The organism is Mitsuaria sp. GD03876 (assembly GCF_029840635.1).
GTDB lineage: Bacteria > Pseudomonadota > Gammaproteobacteria > Burkholderiales > Burkholderiaceae_C > Roseateles.
This window is the reverse complement of record NZ_JAOCCU010000003.1, coordinates 1-22,028: the sequence shown is the minus strand read 5'-3', so window position 1 is coordinate 22,028 and position 22,028 is coordinate 1. Positions and strand designations below refer to the sequence as shown.

Here is a 22,028-nt window from a genome sequence, read left to right as displayed (position 1 = left end):
GGGCTCCCGCATCCGGCGTTCATCGCGAGGGGCGTCCGCTTGATGGCGTGCCCGGTCCCGGAAGCGGACCATGGCAGCCATGAAAGTCGCAGTCATCGAAGACAACCTCCCCGTCCGCCAGCTGCTGGTGCGCCGGGCCGAGAAACTCGACGGGATCACCGTCGTGGCGCAGGCGTCCGGCGAGGACGAGGCCGTGGACGCCGTCCTGGCGACCACGCCCGACGTCGTGCTGCTGGACCTGCGCCTGGCGCAGGGCACCGGCCTGTCGGTGCTGTCGCGCCTGCGGGGCCGGCGCTACGCGGGCCGGGTCTTCGTGCTCAGCGCCGAGGACAGCGAGACCTACGCCGGCCTGTGCCGCCGCCGCGGCGCCGACGCCTTCTACGACAAGGCCTTCGACTTCGAACGCCTGCTCACCGACCTGCACGCGCTGTGCGCCCACGACCGGACCGGCCATGGCCTGAACGCCGGCGCGCGCGCCGTCGTCCACGGCTGAGCCGCACGACCGGAACGACCAGGAGGACCCCGCCATGAAGCTCGCGATGACGCTGCCCCGACTGCCCAGACTGCCCCGACTGCCGAAGTGGCCCGCCTGGGCCCGGCTGCCTCGCCTGTCCGGCGCGGGGACCCTGGCGCGCCGGCAGGCCGTGTCCCGCCCCGCCCGGACCGCGTCCCCGCGCGGCCCGATGGCATCGTGGCTGGTGCTCGGCAACCTCATGATGGTGGGCGCGCTGGTGGCGATGACCGCGCTGAGCCTGTGGAACCACCGCTCGACCGAGACCGACCGCGCCCGCGACGTCGTCGAGAACCTGGCCCAGAACATCGCCGTCGAGGTCGGCGCCGAGCTGCGCAACACCGACAACGCGCTGGCGACGATCGCGCTGCGCTACCGCAGCGCCCGCCAGTCACCCGATCAGGCGGCGATGGTCGGCCACCTGCTCGAGGAACAGCGCGGCCTGCTGCCGCAGGTCGTCGCGCTGCGCATCGCCGACGTCAACGGCACCGTCGTCACCGGCCTGATGCCCGGCGAGCGCCCCTTCAACATCGGCGATCGCGCCTACTTCGCCAACGCCCGCCTGACCGACACGATGGTCATCTCCGAGCCGCTGAACAGCCGCGCGCAAGGCCACTGGTGCGTCATCCTGGCCCGCCGCCTGATCGACCACGACGGCAAGTTCGACGGCATCGTCTACGCCGTCGTCACCGCGCAGCACTTCGTCGACCGCTTCAGCGGCGTCGCGCTGGGCCCGTCGGGCGCGGTCTCGCTGCGCTCGGACGCGATGAACCTGGTGGCGCGCTACTCCGCCAGCGAACCCAGCTCCACCAAGGGCTTCGGCACCAAGCAGCTGTCGGACCAGGCGACGCGTTCGCTGGCGCAGAACCCGGAACGCGGCGTCTACATCACGCCCACCGCGATCGACCGCGTCGAGCGCATCACCGCCTACCGCAAGGTGCCGGGCTACGCGATGACGCTGTTCACCGGCATGAGCAGCGACTACTTCCTAGCCGGCTGGCGCACGCAGGTCGTGCAGCAGTCGCTGCTGGCGGCGCTGGTGGCGCTGGCCGTGGCCGCCGCCTCGGCGCTGATCCACCGCATCCATCGCGCGGAACGCCGCTCCAAGGACGCGCTGCAGCAACTCGCCCGCGAGCAGGACGCGATGCTGCAGAACGACCTGATCGGCATGGTCCGGCTGCGCGACGGCCTGGCCGTCTGGGGCAACCCGGCGCTGGAACGCATGTTCGGCTACAACCCCGGCGAGCTGGTCGGCAAGCCCGAGGACACGCTGTTCCTCAGCCCGCAGGAGCATGCCCGCGTCCGCGACGCCGGCAGCGCCACGATCCGTTCGGGCGGCCGCTTCCACACCCAGCTGCGCATGCGCCGCAAGGACGGCGGCGAGTTCTGGGTCGACCTGCACGGCACCGTGCTGTCCGACACCGAATCGATGTGGATGCTGGTCGACATCGACGGCCTCAAGCGCAGCGAGGAGAAGGCCCAGCACCTGGCCCTGCGCGACGCGCTGACCAACCTCCCCAACCGCCGCCTGTTCGAGGAGAAGGTCGGCGACGCGATCAACGACGCCCGCCGCACCGGCCGCGGCTTCGCGGTCTGCTACCTGGACCTGGACGGCTTCAAGCCGATCAACGACCAGCACGGCCACGAGGCCGGCGACGAGGTGCTGACCGAGGTCGCGCACCGGCTCCAGGACCTGGTGCGCAGCAACGACGTGGTGGCGCGCCTGGGCGGCGATGAGTTCGCGATCCTGCTGTCGGGCGTCGCCCGGCCCGAGGACGTCGAGCAGACGATGCAGCGCTGCCTGTTCTCGATCCAGCGCCGCATCACGCTGGACAGCGGCGAACGGGTCTCGGTCGGCGCCAGCGCCGGCGCGGTGATCGGCGGCGGCGGCGACAACTGCCGCGACCTGCTGCACGCGGCCGATGCCGCGATGTACGCGGTCAAGCGCGGGGGCAAGGGCCAGATCCAGATCGTCGGCCACGCGCATTCCGAATGGGCGGTGGCCGCATGAGCCGAACGGGCCGGCGTCCGGCGTCGACGGCGCGTCCGCCGTTGCGGGCCTGCCACGCCGCGGCCGCCGGCGCGGCGCCCTCCGGGCTGCTGCGCTTGCTGCGGCGCGCCGGGAGCCAGTCCCCGCAACGGGCGACAGCGGGCGGCGGCGGGTGGGCGACTGCCGTAGCGCCGCGCTCAACTCCGGCGCACCATCGGCCGATGACCTGGGGAGCACCCCCGCGCGGAGGCGGCTAGCCCGCGTCCGGCCGGGGGATGTCATCAAAAGATCCGTCCAAGGGAGAGAGATCAAATGAACATCGGCACCTGGCGTTTGTCCACCCAACTGACCGTGTCCTTCATCCTGCTGGTGGTCCTGTGCGCGCTGGTCGGCGGCATGGGACTGCTGCAGATGAGCCGTGTCCACGACAGCACCACCGAGATCGCGGAGGACTGGATGCCCAGCATCCAGAGCATGGCGGCGATCCGCGTGAAGGCCAACCAGATCCGGCGCATGGAGCCCGATCACCTGCTGTCCGAGGACCAGCAGGAGATGAGCCAGATCGAGCGCGCGATCGAGCACGCCCGCAAGGAGCTGGCCGCGGCCGAGCAGGCCTACCAGCCCTTCATCACCAACGACGAGGAGCGCCGGCTGTACGCCGAGGTGGTGGCCGCGCGCGACCACTACTTCTCGACGCAGGAGAAGCTGCTGCGCCTGTCGCGCGACGACGCCGCCGACGGCCAGGCGCGCGCGTTCTTCCGCGCCGAGTCGCGCAACAGCTTCAACACCTGGGTCAAGGCGATCGAGCGCAACGCCGAGTACAACGCCGCCGGCAGCGAGTTGTCGCGGCTGGCCGCGGCCGAGGGCTACGTGGCGGGGCACCGCTGGAGCCTGTCGCTGACGCTCGCGTCGGTGGCGCTGGCCGTGGCGCTGGCCTGGCTGCTGACGCGCCACGTGCGCCGCCAGCTCGGCGGCGATCCGGCAGAGGCGGCGCGGCTGGTGCGCCAGGTGGCCGCGGGCGACCTGACCGGCGACATCCGCGTGCGCCCCGGCGACGAGCGCAGCCTGATCGCGGCGCTGCACGCGATGCAGCTCAGCCTGCGGCAGGTGGTCGGCGGCGTGCGCCAGGGCAGCGAGTCGGTGGCCAGCGCCAGCGCGCAGATAGCGATCGGCAACGGCGACCTGAGCCAGCGCACCGAGGAGCAGGCCAGCGCGCTGGAGCAGACGGCGGCGACGATGACCGAGCTGGGCGAGACGGTGCACCAGACCTCCGAGAACGCGCAGCAGGCGGACCGGCTGGCGCGCTCGGCCAGCGAGGTGGCGCAGCGCGGCGGCACGGTGGTGGCGCAGTTCGTGGACACGATGCACGGCATCGACGAGAGCAGCCGGCGCATCGCCGACATCATCGGCACGATCGACGGCATCGCCTTCCAGACCAACATCCTGGCCTTGAACGCGGCAGTGGAAGCCGCCCGCGCCGGCGAGCACGGCAAGGGCTTCGCGGTGGTGGCGTCCGAGGTCCGCGCGCTGGCGCAGCGCAGCGCCGAGGCGGCCAAGGAGATCAAGACGCTGATCACCGCCAGCGTCGAGCGCGTCGAGCGCGGCGCCGGCCTGGTCGAGCAGGCCGGGACCACGATGGACGAGATCGTCGCGGCGATCGGCCGCGTGACCGATGTCGTCGGCGAGATCAGCAGCGCGACGCGCGAGCAGTCGCAAGGCGTGCACCAGGTCGGCGAGGCGGTGAGCCAGATGGACCAGGTGACGCAGCAGAACGCCGCGCTCGTCGAGGAGTCGGCCGCCGCCGCCGAGAGCCTGCGCCAGCAGGCGCAGGCGCTGGTGGAGGCGGTGGCGAAGTTCCGGCTCGCCTGACGCCGCGAGCGTCCGATCGACGCGAAGGGCCGCCCGAGGGGGCGGCCCTTTCTCTTGGTCGCCGCGCGTGCCCTCGTGCGCGTCCGCGCTGGCGTCGTGGCACGCACGCGCGTCGGCGGGTTCGGGCGCGGAGGCTCAGGCGGGGATCGGGAAATCGATCGGCGTGTCGTTGACGCGGTTCACGAGGTTGGTGAATCCGATCAGCGAGATCGCCAGCATCGCCTCGACGACTTGCGTCGAGGTCCAGCCCGCGGCCAGCACCGCCTGCACGCGCTCGGCCGCGACCGTGCCGGTGGTCGAGACCAGGTGCCGCGCGAAGTCGACCAGCGCCTGGCGCTTGGCGTCCTCGGCGCCGGCGCCGCCTTCGCGCAGCTGGCGCAGCTCATCCGCCTTCAGGCCGACCATCTTGCCGATCGCCGTGTGCGCGGCCACGCAGTAGTCGCAACCGTTGCTCGCGCTGACGGCGACGCGGATCGCCTCGATGTCGGCCCGCGACAGCGCGCCGCGCGACAGGGCGGCATCGCCCTCCAGCGCGAGCTTCAACGCGGCCGGGCTCAGGCTGCCGATCAGCGCGTAGGCATTGGGGAGCTTGCCGGCCGCCTTGCGGATGGCGTCGAACAGCGGCAGCGCGGCTTCGGGCGCGTCGGCCAGGGCGGGAGCGGGGAGGCGGGACATGGCGTTTCCTTTCGAAGTGGAGGGGGCCGTTCCGGAGGGAAGGGCGCTGCGGATCGCAGTGACTTCACTGTAGGAATCGGCCCCTCCGGCGCCCATGCCCGGGCGAGCCTGTCTAATGCCCGTTCGTGTCAACGGGGAGCGGATCGATGGCGGAGCAGGGCGCGAAACGCGCGGGCCTCACGGCGGAGACGAAGCGCGCGGGTCGAGTGGATCGCGCGGGCGGCGGACCCGACGCGGGCGGCGCGCGCGAGGCGGGTGACGCGGCAGGCCGGGAAAGCCGGGAAAGCCGGGAAAGCCGGGAAAGCCGGGAAGGCCGCGCCGGTGCCCTGGGCGCGGTCTCCGGCATCGGGCTGCTCGACCGGCTGCTCGCGCTGGTCGACGTCGACGGCCGGCTGGACATCCGTTGCGAGCTCGGCGCCGGATGGGCGCTCGACCAGGCCGCCACGCCCGGCCACCACATCCCCTTCCACGTGCTGCTCGACGGCGAGGCCCTCGTCGACGCCGACGGCCTGCGCGCCGCGCCGATGCGCGCCGGCGACGTGCTGATGCTGCCCGCCGGCGGCGCGCATCAGCTGCGCGACCGCGATCCCGCCAGCCTGCTGCGTCCCGGCGAGGGCGCCTTGTTGTGCGGCCGCTTCATCGTGCCGGCCGCGTCCGCGCGGCTCCTGCGCGCGCTGCTGCCGCCGGCGCTGCTGGTGCGCTCGGCCGAACCGGAGTCGCGGCTGGCCCGCCTGCTCGCGCTGATGCGCGAGGAGAGCGATGCCCCCGACGACGGCGGTGCCGCGCTGCTGCGGCACCTCTCGGGCGCGCTGTTCGCCGTCGCGCTGCGCGCGGCGACGCGGGACGCGGCGAGCCGGGGCGTGGCGGCCCGGGACGCAGCGACCCGGGGTCCGGAGACCCAGGGCGCGGCTGAACGCGTCGAAGCCACGCCCGGCGTGCTCGCCCTCAGCGCGCATCCGAGGCTGGCCGCGCTGGTGGTCGACGTGCTGGGCGACCTCGCCGCCGACTGGACCCTGGACGGCATGGCCGAACGCGCCATGCTGTCGCGCTCGTCGCTGATCCGCGCCTTCCAGGCCGCGGCCGGTGTCTCGCCGGCCGAGTTCCTCGTCCAGGTCCGCATGACCGAGGCCGCCCGCCGTTTGCGCGCCGGCCGCGCGTCGGTCGCGGCGATCGGCGAGGCCGTCGGCTACGCCTCGGAAGCGGCGTTCCAACGCGCGTTCAAGCGCGAGACCGGCGTGACGCCGGCCGCCTGGCGCGATGGCAACGATGGCCATGGCGACCGAGGCGCTGGTGACCGCAACGCAGACGACGGCGGCGAGGCCGTCCCCGCGCTGCCGGTCAGGCAACAGCTGGGCCGCGTCAGGGCGCGCTGACCGCCACGACCGCCTTGCCCAGGTGGCGGCCGTCCAGCAGGTCGATCAGCCCTTGCGGCGCCTGTTCGAGGCCGTCGATCACGTGCTCCAACGCCTGGATCTCGCCGGCGGCGATCGCCTCGCCCATCTCGCGCTGGAACGCGCCGAAGCGCGACAGGCCCTCGCCGTAGTGGTCCAGCACGATGAAGCCCTCCATCCGGATCCGCTTCTGCAGCACCGCCGCCAGCAGCGTGGGCAGGCGGTCGAGCGACGGCACGCCCGGCGTGCCCGCGTCGTTGTAGTGCGCGATAAAGCCGCACACGGGGATGCGCGCGCCGACGTTGAGCAGCGGCAGCACCGCGTCCAGCACCTCGCCGCCCACGCTCTCGAAGTAGACGTCGATGCCGTCGGGCGCCGCCTCGCGCAGCAACTCGGCGAAGCGCGGATCGCGCCGGTCCACCGCCGCGTCGAAGCCCAGCGTCTCGACCAGGTGCCGTGCCTTGTCCGCGCCGCCGGCGATGCCCACGACCCGAGCGCCCGCGCGCCGGGCCAACTGGCCCACCATCGCGCCGACCGCGCCGGTCGCCGCGGCGACGACGACCGTCTCGCCGGCCTTCGGCTGGCTGATCTCCATCAGCCCCACCTGCGCGGTGAAGCCCGGCATGCCCGCGGCGCCCAGCGCCAGCGACGGCCGCGTCATGTCGCCCAGCGGCAGCAGGTCGGCGCCGTCGGACAGCGCGTAGTCCTGCCAGCCGGCGTAGGACAGCACCAGGTCGCCGGCCCGGAAGTCCGGGTGCCGCGAGGTCTCGACGCGGCTGACGGTGCCGCCCACCAGCACGTCGCCGACCGGGATCGGCGGCGCGTAGCCGGGGCCGACTTCCTCCATCAGGTTGCGCATGTACGGGTCCAGCGACAGGAACAGCGTGCGCAGCAGCACCTGGCCGTCGGCGGGGACCGGCACCGGCGCGGTCTCGAGGCGGAAGTCCGCGGCGGTCGGGCGTCCCGCGGGGCGCGAGGCCAGCACGATGCGGCGGTTGAGCGGGGTCGTCGTGGTCATGTCAGGTCCTCCTTGCGACTGTCGACTTGCAAGCGATGCGATGGGGCGGTGTCTCGCTGGCGCATCCGTTCAGACGATGTCGATCGAGCGGTGTCGAGCGGCGCCGCTCACGCGGTGCGCGGCCCGTGGCGCAGCGTCAGCAGCGTGCCCAGCGTGATGGCCGCGGCCGCGAAGGTCGGGCCGCCCAGCGCGCCGATGTGGTCGACCAGCATGCCGCCGCCGATGGCGCCGCTGGCGATGGCGATCTGGAAGGCCGCCACCAGCAGGCCGCCCGCGCCCTCGGCGTGGTCCGGCGCCGCGCGCACGATCCAGGTCTGGAATCCGACCGGGAAGGCGCCGAAGGCGAAGCCCCACAGCACCACCGCGACCGCCGTGACCCAGGTCGACGACCCCGCCATCAGCAGGCTGGCCGCCAGCACGACGATCAGCGAGCCGCCGGCGACGATCGCGTGCCGCTCGCTGCGCTCGGCGATGAAGCCGCCGGCCAGGTTGCCGAAGAAGCCCCCGACGCCGTAACCCAGCAGGATCGCCGAGATCGCCGACACCGGCAGGTGGGTGACGTTCTCCATCAGCGGCCGGATGTAGGTAAAGCCGGCGAAGTGGCCCGAGATGACCAGCAGCACCGCCAGCAGCGCCACCCGCACGCCGGGCCGCGTCAGCAGCTCGCCCAGCACGCGCAGGTCGGGATGGTCCTTGGGCGGGAGCTTGGGCAGCGTCAGCAGCTGCGCCGTCAGCGTCACCAGGCTCAGGGCGCCGGCCGCGACGAAGGCGCTGCGCCAGCCCCAGAGCTCACCCATCCACGCGCCGATCGGCGCCGCGCAGACGGTCGCCACCGAGACCCCGGCCAGGATCACCGACATCGCCCGCGCGAACAGGCGCTCCGGCACCAGCCGCATCGCCAGCGCCGCCGCCATCGACCAGAAGCCGCCCAGCGCCACGCCCAGGATCACCCGCGCCGCCAGCAGCACGCCCAGGCTGGACGCGGTCACCGCCATCGCGTTGGACAGCACCAGCAGCAAGGTCAGCGCGACCATGACGATGCGCCGGTCGAAGCGCCGCGTCAGCAGCGGGATGGACGGCGCCGCCACCGCGCCGACCAGCGCCGTCGCCGTGACGGTCTGGCCGGCCGCGCCGGCGGTGATGTCGAGGTCGGCCGCCATCGCCGTCAGCAGGCTGGCCGGCAGGAACTCGGCCGTCACCAGGCCGAAGACGCCCAGCGTCAGCGAGGCGATGGCGGCCCAATGCGGCGCGTCGGCCGGGGAACCCGCGGGCGTGGCGGGCGCCGGCGGGGTGTCGAGGGAGTCGATGCGGGTGGAAGACACGGTGAATGCAGGGGTAATGGCAATGGGGATCAGCTTATGGATAGCATCCAGGCGTTTCCATGCCGGAACAGCCGAAATGCTTGACCATTCCTCCAGCCGTGATCCGATCGCGCCGCCGCTGCCCGCGACGCCCCTGAAACCCGCCGACCTGCTGACCCAGATCCTGCTGGGCCTGCGGCTCGAAGGCGTCGAGTACGGCCGCTGCCTGATGCGCGCGCCCTGGGCGGTGGCCTTCCCGGCCCGGGCCGAGGCGCGCTTCCACTTCGTCGCCCGCGGCCATTGCTGGCTGCGCACGCCCAGCGCGGACTGGGTGCGGCTGGACGCCGGCGACGCGGTGCTGCTGCCGCGCGGCAGCCTGCACGTGCTGGCCAGCGCGCCGGACCTGCCGGCGGTGGACATCGATTCGCTGGCGCGCCGGCCGGTGGCGGACAACATCTACCTGGTCGGCCCCGACGCCCGCACGATCGCGCGGCCCGAACCGCCGCGCGATCCGTCGATGCTGGCGGGCACGGGGTCAGGCCTTGCGCCGTCGGAGGAGCCCGCCCCGGGCGAGCCGCTGGACGTGATGTTCTGCGGCGCGATGCGCTTCAACCTGGACCCGCTGCATCCGCTGCTGGCGATGATGCCGGACGCGATGCGCGCCAACGACCTGTCGCGCCGCGACCCCACCGTGCCCGCGCTGCTCGAGGCGATGGAGCGCGAGGTCGCGCTGGACCGCATCGGCGCCTGCGGCATCCTGGCCCGCATGGCCGACGTGCTGGCCGCCAGCATCATCCGCGCCTGGGTGGAATGCGCCTGCAACGACGCCAGCGGCTGGATCGCCGCGGTGCAGTGCCCCAGCATCGGCAAGGTGATCGCCGCGATCCACGCCGAGCCGGAGCGCGACTGGTCCGTGCCGGAACTCGCCGGGCTGATGGGCGCGTCGCGCTCGCGTTTCGCCGAGGCCTTCTCCCGCACTGTCGGCGAGAGCCCCGCCAAATACGTCGCCAAGGTCAAGATATTCCAGGCCCGCCGCTGGATCGCCCAGGAGGGCATGCGGGTGGCCGTCGCGGCGGACCGTCTGGGCTACGACTCGGAAGCCTCGTTCAGCCGCGCGTTCAAGCGCATCGTCGGCCAGCCGCCCGGCGCGCTGCGGCGTTCCGCCGCCCGCCCTGCGGGCTAACCCGGAGTCGGCCGGCTTTACACCCCCGCGTTGCGGGGGGTGTCCCCCGGATCGGGGGCTCCCCGGGGTGGCGGACGGGAACATCGATGGCATCGGGATTCCCTCCGCGCGGGATCGCATTTCCGTGAACGTTGGCACGGGTTGTGCAACGGCGTCCGCCGTTCAGGACCGCACCCGCCGCGCAGACCCCGCGCGCGGTGCCTCACACCTCAGAAGGGAGTTCCGATGTTCACCCGAGTCAAGCGCTTCAAGCACACCTGGCTGCCGATCGCGGCCCTGGCCCTGGGCGCGGCCACGTCCGCGCAGGCCGACGCGGTCTATGCCGAAGGCGGCAACGACGCCGGCGAGTCGATCGCCACCGCGATCGCGCTGGCCGGTCCGTCCACCGCCGTGGGCGCGATCCGCGGCACGCTGGACGGCGGCGCCGACGCCGACATGTTCGCCATCTACCTGACCGCGGGCACCGCGTTCTCGGCCACGACCACCGCGTCGGCCTTCCCGTACAACTTCTTCGACACGGTCCTGTACCTGTTCGACGCCGCCGGCAAGGGCCTGATCGGCAACGACGACGACGGCAACGCCGGCGGCTCGCAGTCCACGCTGAGCAACTTCATCCCCACCGTCAGCGGCCTGTACTACCTGGCCATCACCGGCGCCAGCTACACGCCGGTGTCCGGCGGCTCGGCGATCTTCCCGTCCCTGCTGGGCCAGGCCGGCAACGTCGCCGCCAACCCCGGCGCGGGCGCGCTGACCGGCTGGCAGAGCGTGACCAGCGAGTCCGGCGACTACGAGCTGGTGCTGACCGGCGCGCTGAGCGCCGCCCCGGCCGCCTCCGGCGTGCCCGAGCCCGGCAGCCTGCTGCTGGCCGGCCTGGCGCTCGGCACCGCCGGCCTGATCCGCCGCCGCAAGGCCGCGACCGCCCACAACGACAAGGCTTGAGGAGGACGACCCCCATGACGATTTCCCATCGCAAGCACGCCCCCCGCCTGCGCGTCCTGGCCGCGCTCGTCGCGCTGGCCGCCTGTGGCGCCGCCCAGGCGCAGCACGCCAAGCTCGACACCGCGCTGTCCGACATCGTCGACCAGCAGGCCCGCCGCCAGTTCCGCAGCCTGGCCGTCGAGGTCGACGCGATCCAGGCGCAGGTGGACGGCATGTCCGATGACCAGGGCCGCCTGCTCGTGGACATCTACCTCGAGCCCGGCGCGTCGCTGGCCGACGTGCAGGCCTCGCTGACCGCCGCCGGCGCCGCCATCACCGGCGTGAACGCCGCCTTCGGCGCCGGCGCGATCTCGGCCTACGTGCCGACCACCGCGCTGTCCTCGCTGTCCGGCGTCAACGGCCTGCACCTGATGAAGCTGACGCGCCGTCCGCAGCGCAACGTCGGCGCCGTGACCTCGCAGGGCGCGCCGCTGATGCGCAGCAACGTCGCCAACGCCGCCGGCTGGACCGGCGCGGGCATCACCGTGGGCGTGCTGTCGGATTCCTACGACCAGTCGCCGCTGTCCTTCACCACGGTGCGCGCCGCCAACGACATCGCCACCGGCGACCTGCGGCCGCCCAAGTTCGTCATCGACAACACCCCCGGCGCGAGCAACACCGACGAGGGCCGGGCGATGATGCAGATCGTGCAGGACGTGGCCCCCGCGGCCGACCTGTGCTTCGCCAGCGCCTTCCTGGGCGAGGCCGCCTTCGCCGCCAACATCCGCCGGCTGCGCACCGACCCGGCCTGCCGCGCCGACGTGATCGTCGACGACGTCTTCTACTTCGACGAGCCGTTCTTCTCCGACGGCCAGGTCGCGCAGGCGGTCAACGACGTGGTCACCAGCACCACGCTGGCGGGCCGTCCGGTGTCGTACTTCTCGTCCGCCGGCAACCAGGGCTCGGCCGGCGGCGGCGGCTCGATCGACGTGCCGTTCGCGACCTTCTCCACCACGCCGACCAACCTGGGCAACATCAACCTGGCGTCGCTGTCCACCTGCGCCGGCACGCCGGCCACCGGCAGCACCAAGGCCAACGTGGCGGGCGGTTTCCTGGACTTCGGCGGCGGCAACTTCGCGCCTTCGGTGACCTACAACACGGCGGGCTCGCAGCTGCTGATGCAGTGGGACGACCCCTTCTATCAGGGCAAGGTCACGACCGACCTGAACTTCTACCTGATCAACTCGGCCGGCAGCTGCGTCTTCTCGTACGGGACCAACAACATCAACGCCGACTACGGCATGGAGAACGTCAACCTGTCCGGCGGCGCCAGCGGCACCTACCGGATCATGGTCGGCCGCACCAGCGCGGGCACCAACCAGGCCACCCGCGTGCGCATGGTCAGCCTCAAGGGCTGGGGCGGCGCGCCGTTCCAGGTCCGCAACAGCCCGACGACCTTCGGCCACAGCGCCGCGGCCGGCGCCAACAGCGTCGCCGCCTACCGCTACACGTTCCCGGCCACGCAGCAGAGCCCGTTCATCCCCGCGTTCGAGAGCTTCTCCAGCCCCGGCCCGGTGACGATCGCGTTCGACGCCGTCGGCAACCGCCTGCCCGTGCCCGAGACCCGCAAGAAGCCCGACATGGCCGCGCCCGACGGCGGCAACACGACCTTCTTCTACAAGAACTCGGATTTCGAGGGCGACGGCTTCAACAACTTCTTCGGCACCAGCGCGGCCGCGCCGCACGCGGCCGCCGTCGCGGCGCTGATGCTGCACAAGGCGGGCGGCCCCGGCACGCTCACCCCGAAGCAGGTCAAGACGCTGCTGCAGTCGACGCCGGCGGCGCGCGTGATCCCGTTCTCGGGCGGCGCCGCGGTCAAGACCTGGAGCGTCTACGACGGCTTCGGCCTGATCGACGCGGTCAACGCGCTGAACAAGCTGCCCTGATCCCGCGATCGTGATCCCGGGCGCCTGATCCGGCGTTCCGAGCCGGTCTCCAAAGGCCGCCGTCCGCAAGGTCGGCGGCCTTGTCGTTTACGGCTGTTTTCAAGCGGTTGCACATCGGTGCGCCAGCGCGCTTTACGCCCGTTCTCCCCCTTGTTCGCGGGGGCTGGAAAGCCCGATGGACAGGGGGCCGGGACCCATTCTTGCTAAGACCCCTGCGAACCCGGGATGGAGGGCGCCAGACCCTGTGGAACGGGGCTGTTCCGTCATGGTGCAGGGCTACACTCGCCGCTCGCGCGAAGGCGTGGCGGCCCCTCGACGGGCCGCCGGACAGACACAACAACCAAGGTCGACACCATGCATCTGAAGAGGACTCGGGTCTACGGGAAACCAGCACGGCGCACTGGCGCTGCCGTCGCGATCGTCACCGCCGTTCTTGCCGCAACGATGCTCGCCGCCTGTGGCGGCGGCAGCGGCGCCAAGGCCTCGCAGACCGCGGCCAAGGTGAACAAGGAAGAGATCACCGTCCACCAGATCAACTTCGTGCTGCAGCGCCAGGCCAACCTCAAGCCCGAGCAGGTGGACGCCGCCTCGCGCCAGATCCTGGAGCGGCTGATCGACCAGGAACTCGCGGTGCAGAAGGCGCAGGACCTCAAGCTCGACCGCGATCCGCGGGTGGTGCAACAGATCGAAACCGCCAAGCGCGAGATCATCGCCCGGGCCTATGCTGACCACCTCGGCGAGACGGCGGCCAAGCCGACGGACCAGGAAATCAAGCAGTACTACGCCGACAAACCGGCACTTTTTGCCGAGCGTCGCATCTACAACTTGCAGGAACTCAACATCGAGGCCAAGCCCGACCAGTTCGAGGCGATCCGCGCCAAGCTGCAGGCGGCCAAGACCCTTCCCGAATTCGTCGAGTCGCTCAAGGCCGACAACTTCAAGTTCGTCGGCTCGCAGATCGTGCGCTCGGCCGAGCAGATCCCGCTCAACAACCTGGACGCCATCGCGCGGCTCAAGGACGGCCAGTTCATCATGAACGGCCACGCCAACGGCATCACCGTGCTGTTCCTGGCCGGCTCGCAGCGCCAGCCCGCCACCGAGGCGCAGGCCCGGCCCTCGATCGAGGCCTTCCTGCTGAACCAGCGCCGCGCCGAGCTCGTCGCCAAGGACATCAAGTCCATGCGCGACAACGCCAAGATCGAATACGTCGGCAAGTTCGCCGAGATGGCGGCCTCCGCGCCCGCATCGACCCCCAACGCGGCCCCGGCGCTTTCGCCGGCCGCGTCCGACAGCCCCGCCGGCGCCAGCGGCCCGGTGGACAACAGCGCACTCTCAAAGGGCCTCGGCATCAAATGAAGCACACGCGTCACCTCCCGATCCTCGCCATCGCGCCGGCCCTGCTGGCCGCGGTGATCGCCACCAGCGCGCTCGCGCAGACCGCCCAGCGTCCGGCCACGTCGCCCGCGCCGGTCGGCCTGTCCAGCGGCGGCGCCGCGGAGTACCGCCTCGGATCGGGCGACGCGCTCAAGATCTCCGTGTTCCAGAACCCGGACATGACGCTGGAAACGCGCGTGTCCGAGGCCGGCACGATCAGCTTCCCGCTGCTGGGCCTGGTGCGCATCGGCGGCCTGACCGTCAGCGACGCCGAGGCCAAGATCGCCGACGGCCTGCGCAAGGGCAACTTCGTCAAGCAGCCGCAGGTGACCATCCTCGTGGTGAAGGTCACCGGCAACCAGGCCAGCGTGCTGGGCCAGGTCAACCAGCCCGGCCGTTATCCGCTGGAGGTCGCCGACACGCGGCTGACCGACCTGCTGGCCAATGCCCGCGGCGTGTCCGCGGCCGGCGGCGACACGCTGGTGCTGACCGGCGCGCGCGGCGGCAAGCCGTTCCGCATGGAGATCGACCTGCCCACGCTGTTCGGCCAGAGCGGCCGCGAGCAGGACGTGATCGTGCAGAACGGCGACGTGCTGTGGGTCGACCGCTACCCGATGGTCTACATCTACGGCGAGGTGCAGAAGCCCGGCCAGATCCGGCTGGAGCGCGGCATGACGCTGCTGCAGGGCCTGGCCGCCGGCGGCGGGCTGACGCTGCGCGGCACCGACCGCGGCATCCGCGTCCACCGCAAGGACACGGCCGGCAAGGTGCAGGAGCTCAAGCCCGCGATGGACGAGTCGCTCAAGGACGGCGACGTGATCTACGTCCGCGAGAGCCTGTTCTGACGACCCGTTCCCCGATCTTTCGCAGTGCCGGGTCGCGGGCCCGGCGAAGGAGTGCATGGTGACGCCCAGCAAGTTGATGTCCATCATTCGCGCGCGCTGGTCGCTCGTGCTGCTCGTGGTCGTGCTGACCACGCTGACGGCGCTGGGCGTGAGCCTGGCGCTGCCCAAGCGCTACGTCGCGATGGCCTCGGTCGTCGTCGACGCCAAGCCCGATCCGGTCTCGGCGCTGATCTACCCGGGCCTGGCCTCGCCGGCCTACATGAACACGCAGGTCGACGTGATCGCCAGCGACCGCGTCGCGCTGCGCGTGGTGCGCGACCTGCGCCTGACCGAGCTGCCCGAGCTGCGCCAGCAGTGGCAGGAGGCGCAGCTCGAGGGCACGATGGAGCAGTGGGTCGCCGACGGCCTGCGCGGCAACATGGACGTCAAGCCGTCCAAGGAAAGCAACGTGCTGACGGTGACCTACAAGTCGCCGTCGCCGCAGGTCGCCGCGACGATGGCCAACGCCTTCGTCAAGGCCTACCTGGCCACGACGCTGGACCTGCGCGTGGAGCCCGCGCGCCAGTACGCCGGCTACTTCGACACGCAGGCCAAGACCGCGCTGGAGAAGCTCGAGAGCGCCCGCGCCAAGCTCTCCGCCTATGAGCGCGAGCACGGCATCCTGGCCAGCGACGAGCGCATGGACATCGAGAGCTCGCGCCTGTCGGAGCTGTCCTCGCAGCTGGTGGGCATCCAGGCGCTGTCCTCCGAGTCCGGCAGCCGCCAGGGCCAGGCCGCGCGCGGCGCGGACACGCTGCCCGACGTGCTGACCAACCCGGTGGTGTCGCAGCTCAAGGCCGACGTCAGCCGCGCCGAGGCGCAGCTGCAGCAGCTCAGCACCCGCTACGGCGACAACCACCCGCAGGTGGTCGAGGCCAAGGCCTCCGTCGCCGACACCCGCGCCAAGCTGCGGGCCGAGATCTCGCGCGTGACCGGCGCGGTCGCCGCGACCAACAACATCAACAAGCAGCGCGAGTCCGAGACCCGCGCCCAGCTCGACGCGCAGCGCGAGAAGGTCGCCAAGCTGAAGCTGGCCCGCGACGAGGCCAGCGGCCTGATGCGCGAGGTCGAGAGCGCGCAGCGCGCCTACGAGAACATCACCACGCGGTTGAACCAGACCAGCCTGGAGAGCCAGACCACGCAGAGCAACGTCAACGTGCTGACGGAGGCGACGCCGCCGCGCGCGCCGGCGTCGCCGCGCGTCGGGCTCAACACCGCGCTGGCCTTCGTGGCGGGGCTGATCCTGGCGATCGGCATCGCGCTGCTGCTGGAACTGCGCGACCGCAAGGTCCGCGACGCCGACGACGTGATGGCGGTGCTGCCGCTGCCGATGCTGGGCGTGCTGCCCGCGCCGGGCAAGCGGGCATCGAACGCGCTGCCGTCGGCCGAGCGCCGGCTGCTGGGACACGCGACGCAGAGCCGGGGGGCCGCGTGATGTCCGATCTCAAGGAACCCCTCCTCACCAGCAAGCCCGTGGACGCACCCAACAAACCTCCCGGCGGCGGCGTGCACGACCGCTCGATCGGCGCGATCATCGCCGAGACCCGCAACCTCAGCGCCGACCAGGTCGAGCGCGTGCTGCAGTACCAGCGCGAGCGCGGCATCCGCTTCGGCGAGGCCGCCGTGGCGCTGGGCTACGCCAACGCCGAGGACGTGCTGGAGGCGCTGTCCAAGCAGTTCCACTACCCGTACGCGCCGAGCGAGCGCAAGGCGCGCAGCCCCGAGCTGGTGGCGCTGAACACGCCGTTCTCGTCGCAGGCGGAGGTGTTCCGCGCGATCCGCAGCCAGATCATGATGCGGCTGTACCGCGAGGGCGAGGCGCGCCGCGCGCTGGCGATCATCAGCCCCGACACGCTGGACGGAAAGAGTTACTTCACCGCCAACCTGGCCGTCACGCTGGCGCAACTGGGCGGGCGCACGCTGCTGGTGGACGCGGACCTGCGCCGTCCGCGCCAGCACGAGATCTTCGACGTCAACAACCAGGCCGGCCTGTCCTCGATCCTGTCGGGGCGCAGCGAGCCGCGGGTGATCCAGCAGGTGGAGGGCATGAACAGCCTGTTCGTCCTGCCGGTCGGGGCGGTGCCGCCCAACCCGGTGGAGTTGCTGGAGCGGCCCGCGTTCGGCATGCTGATGCGGGAGCTGGCCGGCAAGTTCGACCACGTGATCGTGGACACCTCGGCCGGGCAGTACGGCGCGGACGCGGCGATCGTCGCCGCGCGCTGCGGCGCGGCGCTGGTGCTGGCCCGCCAGAACCAGTCGCGCGTCGTCGCGCTGCAGGAACTGACCGACAGTCTCGACGGCGTCAGCACGACGCTGATCGGCACCGTGATGAACCAGTACTGAAATCGGGAGCCGCCTGCCGCGCGATACGGTGCGCGCTGCGGCGTTGCGAATGCGCGCGATGCCGCCGGCATCGCTGTGCTTCGCGCCTTGCATCGCACACCGTCTCGCACGGCCTTCGACTCCCGATTGCGGAGCGTGAAGGCTGCGTTCTTGTTGATGTCCAAGCAGGGATCGCAGTGAAAGTGATGTCGCGCAATCTCTTCGCCCAGTCGCCCGGCCGCCTCGGACCGGGGTTCTGGGCCGCCAACCGCGTCGCGCTGCTGGTGCTCGCGGCGGGCCTCGTGGCGCTGTACGGGCCCACCATCGTCGACTTCATGCACGGCCCGTGGCGCGGCGACCGCAACTCGCATGGCCCGATCGTGCTGGCGCTGTCGGCCTGGTACTTCTACTTCCAGACCCGCCGCCTGGCCGGGCAGGGCGAGACCTTCGAACGCCGGCCCGCGCCGGTGCTCGGCTGGACGGTGCTGCTCGCCGGCCTGGCCGCCTACGTGCTGGGCCGCTCGCAGTCGCTGGCGATCCTGGAGATGGGCTCGCTGCTGCCGGTGCTGCTCGGCCTCGCCCTGGTGCTGTTCGGTCCGGCGCTGGCCCGGCGCTACTGGTTCGCGTTCTTCCTGCTGCTGTTCGCGGTGCCGCTGCCGGCGTCGATCGTCGACCTGATCACGCAGCCGATGAAGATCGCCGCGTCCTGGGGCGCGGAGCACCTGATGTACGCGCTGGGCTATCCGGTCGCGCGCGCCGGCGTGATCCTGCAGATCGGGTCCTACCAGCTGATGGTCGCGGACGCCTGCGCGGGCCTGAACTCGCTGTTCACGCTCGAGGCGCTGGGCCTGCTCTACATGAACGTGGTGCGCCATGAATCGGTGTTCCGCAACATCACGCTGGCGGTCCTGATCGTGCCGATCTCGTATTGCTCCAACGTGGTGCGGATCCTGATCCTGGCGCTGCTGACCTACCACCTGGGCGACGAGGTGGGGCAGGGCTTCATGCACGAGTTCTCCGGCATGGTGCTGTTCCTGACGGCGCTGATGCTGATCGTCGTCGTCGACGGGCTGCTGCGCCAGCTGTCGCTGCGCTGGCAGCGGCTGCGCGGCCGCGCCGCGTGAAGGAAGGACCCGCGATGAACCCCAACACCCATGCCGCCCCGGTCCCGCCGGCCGTGCCGGTGAACCGCCTGCCGCGGCTGCCGCTGGGCGTGTGCGTGGCCGGCGTCGCGCTGATGCTGGCCGCCGCCGCCGCGGCCTGGCTGGCCACGCCGCGGCTGCAGGCGATGCAGGGCGCGCCCAGCCTGGACGCGACGGTGCCCAAGGCCTTCGGCGACTGGCGCGTGGTGCAGGACGCCACGCCGCAGGTCGACGTGTCGCAGGGCGTGGAGACGGTGCAGGAGCAGCCCTACGACCAGACGGTGATGCGCACCTACGCCAACAGCAAGGGCGAGCAGATCATGCTGGCGCTGGCCTGGGGCGAGCGCCAGCGCCAGGACGTGAAGGTGCACCGGCCCGAGGTCTGCTACCCGGCGCAGGGCTACGCGGTGCGCAAGCTCTCGGACGCGCCGCCGATCGGCACCGCCGGCCGCGCCGCGCCGGTGCCCACGACCGAGATCCTGGCCGAGTCGCGCGGCGGCGGCTACGAGGCGGTGCGCTACTGGATCCGCATCGGCGAGATGTACGGCGGCGACGGCATGGCCGCGCGCTGGTACATCCTGAACGAGGGCTTCCGCGGCCGCATCCCCGACGGCATGCTGGTGCGCGCGTCGCAGCGGCTGCCGCAGCCGGGCGACGAGGCGCGCTCGCAGGCGCTGATGGCGTCGTTCCTGGCGGAACTGGTGGCCGCGGCGCCGGCGCCGGCGCGCGCGATGCTGGTGCGCTGAGGGCGACGGCGGCGATGGCGGCGATGACGATGATGATGACGACGGCGGCGGCGATGGCGCCGCCGGCCGGCGAGAGGTGAGGACGGCGTGGCGCGTGTGTTCAGAGGATTGATGTCGGCCTGGCGCGGATGGCGCGCGGGCATGGACGGCACGACGTGGACCGGGCTGACGGGCCTGGCCGCGGGCGCCGTCGCGATCGGCTACCTGACGGTGATGGTCAGCACGATGGCGCCGGACAAGCCGGTGATGCTGGCGGTGCTGCCGCTGCTGCTGCTGACGGCCTTCCTGTTCTTCTACAGCCGCGAAGCCTTCCTGATGGTGGTGCTGCTGGTGCGCGCGGGCGCCAACCCGGTCTTCGAGGAGACGCGGCTGGCGGCCATCGGCGGCCTGGGCGGCCTGCTCAACGCGCTGGTGATCCTGCTGGCGGGGCTGATCATCGCGCGCGATCCCAAGCGGGTGCCGCGCGCGGCCTGGATGATCTGGCTGCCCTTCATCGCGATGCAGGCCGCGGGCATCGTCTATTCGCCGGAGAAGGTGCAGGCGATCCGCCTGTACCTGGGCCAGCTGTCGGTGGTGGCGCTGTTCCTGGTGAGCTTCTACCTGGTGATGTCGGAAGCGGATCTGAACAAGCTGCTCAAGTTGGTCACCTGGTCGTCGGTCCCTGTCGCACTGGTTACCCTGGTTTACATCGGACTGGGCCGCACGGCCGGTATCGTGGACGGCCTTGAATCCGGAGCCGGCCGCTATGGCGGGCCCTTCCCCCACGCCAACATCCTGGCGTTCTACCTCGTGCTGTGCCTGGGTGTCCTCCTTTACCGCTGGAAGAGCGGCCAGATCGGCCGCCAGCCCGTCACCCTCGTCGGCGTGATCGGCTACATGCTGCTGCTGGTGGGGCTGCTGTTCGCGACCAAGACGCGCAGCGCCTGGATCTCGGTGCTGTTCCTGTTCGCCGTCTACGGCGCGCTGCGCGAGCGCCGCTACCTCGTCTACCTGGTCATCGGCGGCATGCTGTCCATGCTGATCCCCGAGGTCCGCGACCGCGTCATGGGCATCACCCAGGGCAACGAGGTGGTGCAGTACGCCAAGCTCAACTCCTTCGCCTGGCGCAAGCTGCTGTGGGAGGACGCGCTGGCCTGGATGGCGCCGTCGCGCTACCTGACCGGCTACGGCGCGGAGTCCTTCCAGGAGCTCTCGCCGACCTTCTTCTCGATGGCCGGCCGGGTCAACTGGGGCGCGCACAGCGCGGCGGTGCAGGTGTTCTTCGAGCTCGGCGCGCTGGGCCTGCTGGCGTTCTGCTGGGTGTACTGGCGCACCGGCCGGATGATCGCGACGCTGTGGCGCGCGCGGCCGCTGCTGGCGCTGATGGGCCTGTCGCTGCTGGGGGCCAACTTCATGGTGTCCCTGTCGGACAACATGCTGGCCTACCTGATCTACAACTGGTACTTCTGGCTGACGATGGGCGCGATCTGCGCGCTGGCCTGCCGCATCGCGGGCGCCGGCGACCGCCGCAAGGCACGCCCCTGGGGCATCCGGCCGAGCAAGTACCGGCCGCCGCCCAACACCGACTTCCCGCCGACCGAGCCGCTGTCGCCGGCCCTGCCGGCCACGCCGGCCCGGGTCCCGCGCCTGACCGGAGGGCGCCTGCGATGAGCCACGACGCCGCGAACCCCGCCCCGGGCGGCGCCGGTCACCCCGAAGGCGGGCGCCAGCCGGTGCTGGACGGCGTGCGCGCCGTCAGCATCCTGGCCGTGCTGTGGACCCACCTGTTCCCGCTGCGCCTGGGCCAGCACGCGCTCAACGACTCGCTGGGCATGTTCGGGATGGCGCTGTTCTTCATCCTGTCCGGCTTCCTGATCACGCAGCAGCTGCTCAAGCAGCCGCCGGTGGCCAACTTCGTCGCGCGGCGGCTGCTGCGCGTGGTGCCGGCCGCCTGGATCTGCCTGGCGGTGGTGTGGTGGTTCATGCCGGTGGACGTGGAGACGGCGGCCAGCTACCTGCTGTTCTACGCCAACCTGCCGCCGCAGAAGCTGGTCTGGCCGATCGACCACTTCTGGAGCCTGTGCGTGGAGGTCCAGTTCTACCTGCTGGGCGCGATCCTGCTGTGGCTGCGGGTGCGCGCGATCTGGTGGCTGTTCCCGGCGCTGCTGCTGGCGGTGACCGTGCTGCGCGTGGTGAACCTGTCGACCACCGGCAGCGTCACCTGGTTCCGCGCCGACGACCTGCTGGCCGGCGCCTGCCTGGCGCTGCTGCTGCAGTCGCGCCACGTGGTCACGGCGCGCGCGGTGCTGGGCCGCCCGGGCGCGATCTGGCTGGCGCTGGCGGCGCTGCTGGCCTGCAGCCTGGTCTCCAGCCACAGCGTCTACCCGCTGAGCTTCCTGCGGCCCTACGCCGCGGCGGCCTTCGTCGGGGCCTTGCTGATGCAGCCGGGGCACCGGTTGTCGCGCTGGCTGGGCGGATCCGCATTTGCCTATATCGCCTCTGTTTCCTATGCCCTTTATGTGTGGCATCTGCCCCTGGCGGCCACCTGGCTGGGCAGCGGTGATCTCTGGACCAAGTACCTCAAACGACCGCTGTTGTTGCTGGTGGTCTTCGGCATCGCGCACGTCTCCACGTTTCAAGTGGAACGGCGCTTCAACGAGCTGGCCAAGCGCATCGGGGCAGGGCGCGGCCGGCGGCTGAAGGAGGTATGAAGTGAAGCTGTCATCACCCGTCCCCATCCGCTCGCGAACCCCCGTTCCGGCCCCGGGCCGCGCCGGCC

At 71.7% G+C, this 22,028-nt stretch carries 18 protein-coding genes; 15 read left to right on the top strand and 3 right to left on the bottom strand.

What is annotated here, in order from left to right; all coding sequences use genetic code 11:
• Positions 1 to 79: 79 nt before the first annotated feature.
• The 3 genes from N5D62_RS02815 (at position 80) to N5D62_RS02805 (ending at position 4,370) form a co-directional block, all read left to right on the top strand.
• Entirely contained in the window at positions 80 to 493 is a 414-nt protein-coding gene (locus N5D62_RS02815) for a response regulator transcription factor (RefSeq protein WP_279755963.1), read from the top strand.
• Between the two features lie 34 nt (positions 494 to 527).
• Positions 528 to 2,522, top strand: a complete 1,995-nt coding sequence (locus tag N5D62_RS02810; RefSeq protein WP_279755962.1) for a diguanylate cyclase — start codon at positions 528 to 530, stop codon at positions 2,520 to 2,522.
• A gap of 291 nt (positions 2,523 to 2,813) precedes the next feature.
• Complete coding sequence (locus N5D62_RS02805) at positions 2,814 to 4,370, top strand: methyl-accepting chemotaxis protein (protein ID WP_279755960.1); 1,557 nt, start codon at positions 2,814 to 2,816, stop codon at positions 4,368 to 4,370.
• Between the two features lie 135 nt (positions 4,371 to 4,505).
• Here N5D62_RS02805 and N5D62_RS02800 read toward each other — a convergent pair whose 3' ends face one another.
• On the bottom strand, positions 4,506 to 5,045 hold the full coding sequence (locus N5D62_RS02800) for a carboxymuconolactone decarboxylase family protein (protein ID WP_279755959.1): 540 nt from the start codon (positions 5,043 to 5,045) through the stop codon (positions 4,506 to 4,508).
• Positions 5,046 to 5,251: 206 nt separating this feature from the next.
• Here N5D62_RS02800 and N5D62_RS02795 point away from each other — a divergent pair, with 206 nt between their 5' ends.
• Positions 5,252 to 6,418, top strand: coding sequence for an AraC family transcriptional regulator (locus N5D62_RS02795; RefSeq protein WP_279755957.1), 1,167 nt, complete (start codon positions 5,252 to 5,254; stop codon positions 6,416 to 6,418).
• Here N5D62_RS02795 and N5D62_RS02790 read toward each other — a convergent pair.
• Complete coding sequence (locus N5D62_RS02790; RefSeq protein ID WP_279755956.1) at positions 6,405 to 7,454, bottom strand: NADP-dependent oxidoreductase; 1,050 nt, start codon at positions 7,452 to 7,454, stop codon at positions 6,405 to 6,407. The genes N5D62_RS02795 and N5D62_RS02790 overlap by 14 nt on opposite strands.
• 107 nt (positions 7,455 to 7,561) lie before the next feature.
• On the bottom strand, positions 7,562 to 8,776 hold the full coding sequence (locus tag N5D62_RS02785; RefSeq protein ID WP_279755955.1) for an MFS transporter: 1,215 nt from the start codon (positions 8,774 to 8,776) through the stop codon (positions 7,562 to 7,564).
• Positions 8,777 to 8,852: 76 nt separating this feature from the next.
• On the opposite strand from N5D62_RS02785, the gene N5D62_RS02780 reads away from it, so the two are divergent.
• The 11 genes from N5D62_RS02780 to N5D62_RS02730 all read left to right on the top strand — a co-directional run bounded on the left by N5D62_RS02780 (position 8,853) and on the right by N5D62_RS02730 (position 21,960).
• Entirely contained in the window at positions 8,853 to 9,938 is a 1,086-nt protein-coding gene (locus N5D62_RS02780; RefSeq protein ID WP_279755953.1) for an AraC family transcriptional regulator, read from the top strand.
• Positions 9,939 to 10,163: 225 nt separating this feature from the next.
• Positions 10,164 to 10,877, top strand: coding sequence for a DVUA0089 family protein (locus tag N5D62_RS02775; protein ID WP_279755951.1), 714 nt, complete (start codon positions 10,164 to 10,166; stop codon positions 10,875 to 10,877).
• A gap of 14 nt (positions 10,878 to 10,891) precedes the next feature.
• Entirely contained in the window at positions 10,892 to 12,802 is a 1,911-nt protein-coding gene (locus N5D62_RS02770) for a S8 family serine peptidase (protein ID WP_279755950.1), read from the top strand.
• Positions 12,803 to 13,027: 225 nt separating this feature from the next.
• The gene (locus N5D62_RS02765; RefSeq protein WP_347881797.1) at positions 13,028 to 14,158 is read left to right on the top strand and encodes an EpsD family peptidyl-prolyl cis-trans isomerase; all 1,131 of its coding nucleotides are present in this window, start codon (positions 13,028 to 13,030) and stop codon (positions 14,156 to 14,158) included.
• Complete coding sequence (epsE, locus tag N5D62_RS02760; protein ID WP_279755947.1) at positions 14,155 to 15,021, top strand: polysaccharide export protein EpsE; 867 nt, start codon at positions 14,155 to 14,157, stop codon at positions 15,019 to 15,021. Before N5D62_RS02765 ends, epsE begins: the two co-directional genes overlap by 4 nt.
• A 76-nt stretch (positions 15,022 to 15,097) precedes the next feature.
• Positions 15,098 to 16,495 carry a chain length determinant protein EpsF gene (epsF, locus tag N5D62_RS02755; RefSeq protein ID WP_279755946.1) on the top strand — a complete coding sequence of 466 codons (1,398 nt, stop codon included), beginning with the start codon at positions 15,098 to 15,100 and terminating at the stop codon, positions 16,493 to 16,495.
• 38 nt (positions 16,496 to 16,533) lie between these two features.
• Entirely contained in the window at positions 16,534 to 17,403 is an 870-nt protein-coding gene (locus N5D62_RS02750) for a polysaccharide biosynthesis tyrosine autokinase (RefSeq protein ID WP_279755945.1), read from the top strand.
• A 185-nt stretch (positions 17,404 to 17,588) separates the two neighbouring features.
• A complete protein-coding gene (gene xrtB / locus N5D62_RS02745; protein ID WP_279756189.1) occupies positions 17,589 to 18,506 on the top strand; it encodes an exosortase B in 918 nt (305 codons plus the stop codon).
• Between the two features lie 14 nt (positions 18,507 to 18,520).
• Positions 18,521 to 19,270, top strand: a complete 750-nt coding sequence (locus N5D62_RS02740; protein ID WP_279755944.1) for an exosortase C-terminal domain/associated protein EpsI — start codon at positions 18,521 to 18,523, stop codon at positions 19,268 to 19,270.
• Positions 19,271 to 19,411: 141 nt separating this feature from the next.
• Entirely contained in the window at positions 19,412 to 20,920 is a 1,509-nt protein-coding gene (locus N5D62_RS02735; RefSeq protein ID WP_279755943.1) for an O-antigen ligase family protein, read from the top strand.
• A complete protein-coding gene (locus N5D62_RS02730) occupies positions 20,917 to 21,960 on the top strand; it encodes an acyltransferase (protein WP_279755942.1) in 1,044 nt (347 codons plus the stop codon). Before N5D62_RS02735 ends, N5D62_RS02730 begins: the two co-directional genes overlap by 4 nt.
• Positions 21,961 to 22,028: the final 68 nt, after the last annotated feature.

Excerpts from the sequence above, each read along its gene's own strand:
- N5D62_RS02780 (WP_279755953.1), top strand. The coding sequence starts at position 8,853 with ATGCTTGACCATTCCTCCAGCCGTGATCCGATCGCGCCGCCGCTGCCC.
- N5D62_RS02730 (WP_279755942.1), top strand. The coding sequence starts at position 20,917 with ATGAGCCACGACGCCGCGAACCCCGCCCCGGGCGGCGCCGGTCACCCC.
- epsF (WP_279755946.1), top strand. The coding sequence starts at position 15,098 with ATGTCCATCATTCGCGCGCGCTGGTCGCTCGTGCTGCTCGTGGTCGTG.
- N5D62_RS02775 (WP_279755951.1), top strand. The coding sequence starts at position 10,164 with ATGTTCACCCGAGTCAAGCGCTTCAAGCACACCTGGCTGCCGATCGCG.
- N5D62_RS02815 (WP_279755963.1), top strand. The coding sequence starts at position 80 with ATGAAAGTCGCAGTCATCGAAGACAACCTCCCCGTCCGCCAGCTGCTG.
- xrtB (WP_279756189.1), top strand. The coding sequence starts at position 17,589 with ATGTCGCGCAATCTCTTCGCCCAGTCGCCCGGCCGCCTCGGACCGGGG.
- N5D62_RS02805 (WP_279755960.1), top strand. The coding sequence starts at position 2,814 with ATGAACATCGGCACCTGGCGTTTGTCCACCCAACTGACCGTGTCCTTC.
- N5D62_RS02790 (WP_279755956.1), bottom strand. The coding sequence starts at position 7,454 with ATGACCACGACGACCCCGCTCAACCGCCGCATCGTGCTGGCCTCGCGC.
- N5D62_RS02765 (WP_347881797.1), top strand. The coding sequence starts at position 13,028 with ATGGAGGGCGCCAGACCCTGTGGAACGGGGCTGTTCCGTCATGGTGCA.
- epsE (WP_279755947.1), top strand. The coding sequence starts at position 14,155 with ATGAAGCACACGCGTCACCTCCCGATCCTCGCCATCGCGCCGGCCCTG.
- N5D62_RS02770 (WP_279755950.1), top strand. The coding sequence starts at position 10,892 with ATGACGATTTCCCATCGCAAGCACGCCCCCCGCCTGCGCGTCCTGGCC.
- N5D62_RS02800 (WP_279755959.1), bottom strand. The coding sequence starts at position 5,045 with ATGTCCCGCCTCCCCGCTCCCGCCCTGGCCGACGCGCCCGAAGCCGCG.
- N5D62_RS02735 (WP_279755943.1), top strand. The coding sequence starts at position 19,412 with ATGGACGGCACGACGTGGACCGGGCTGACGGGCCTGGCCGCGGGCGCC.
- N5D62_RS02810 (WP_279755962.1), top strand. The coding sequence starts at position 528 with ATGAAGCTCGCGATGACGCTGCCCCGACTGCCCAGACTGCCCCGACTG.
- N5D62_RS02740 (WP_279755944.1), top strand. The coding sequence starts at position 18,521 with ATGAACCCCAACACCCATGCCGCCCCGGTCCCGCCGGCCGTGCCGGTG.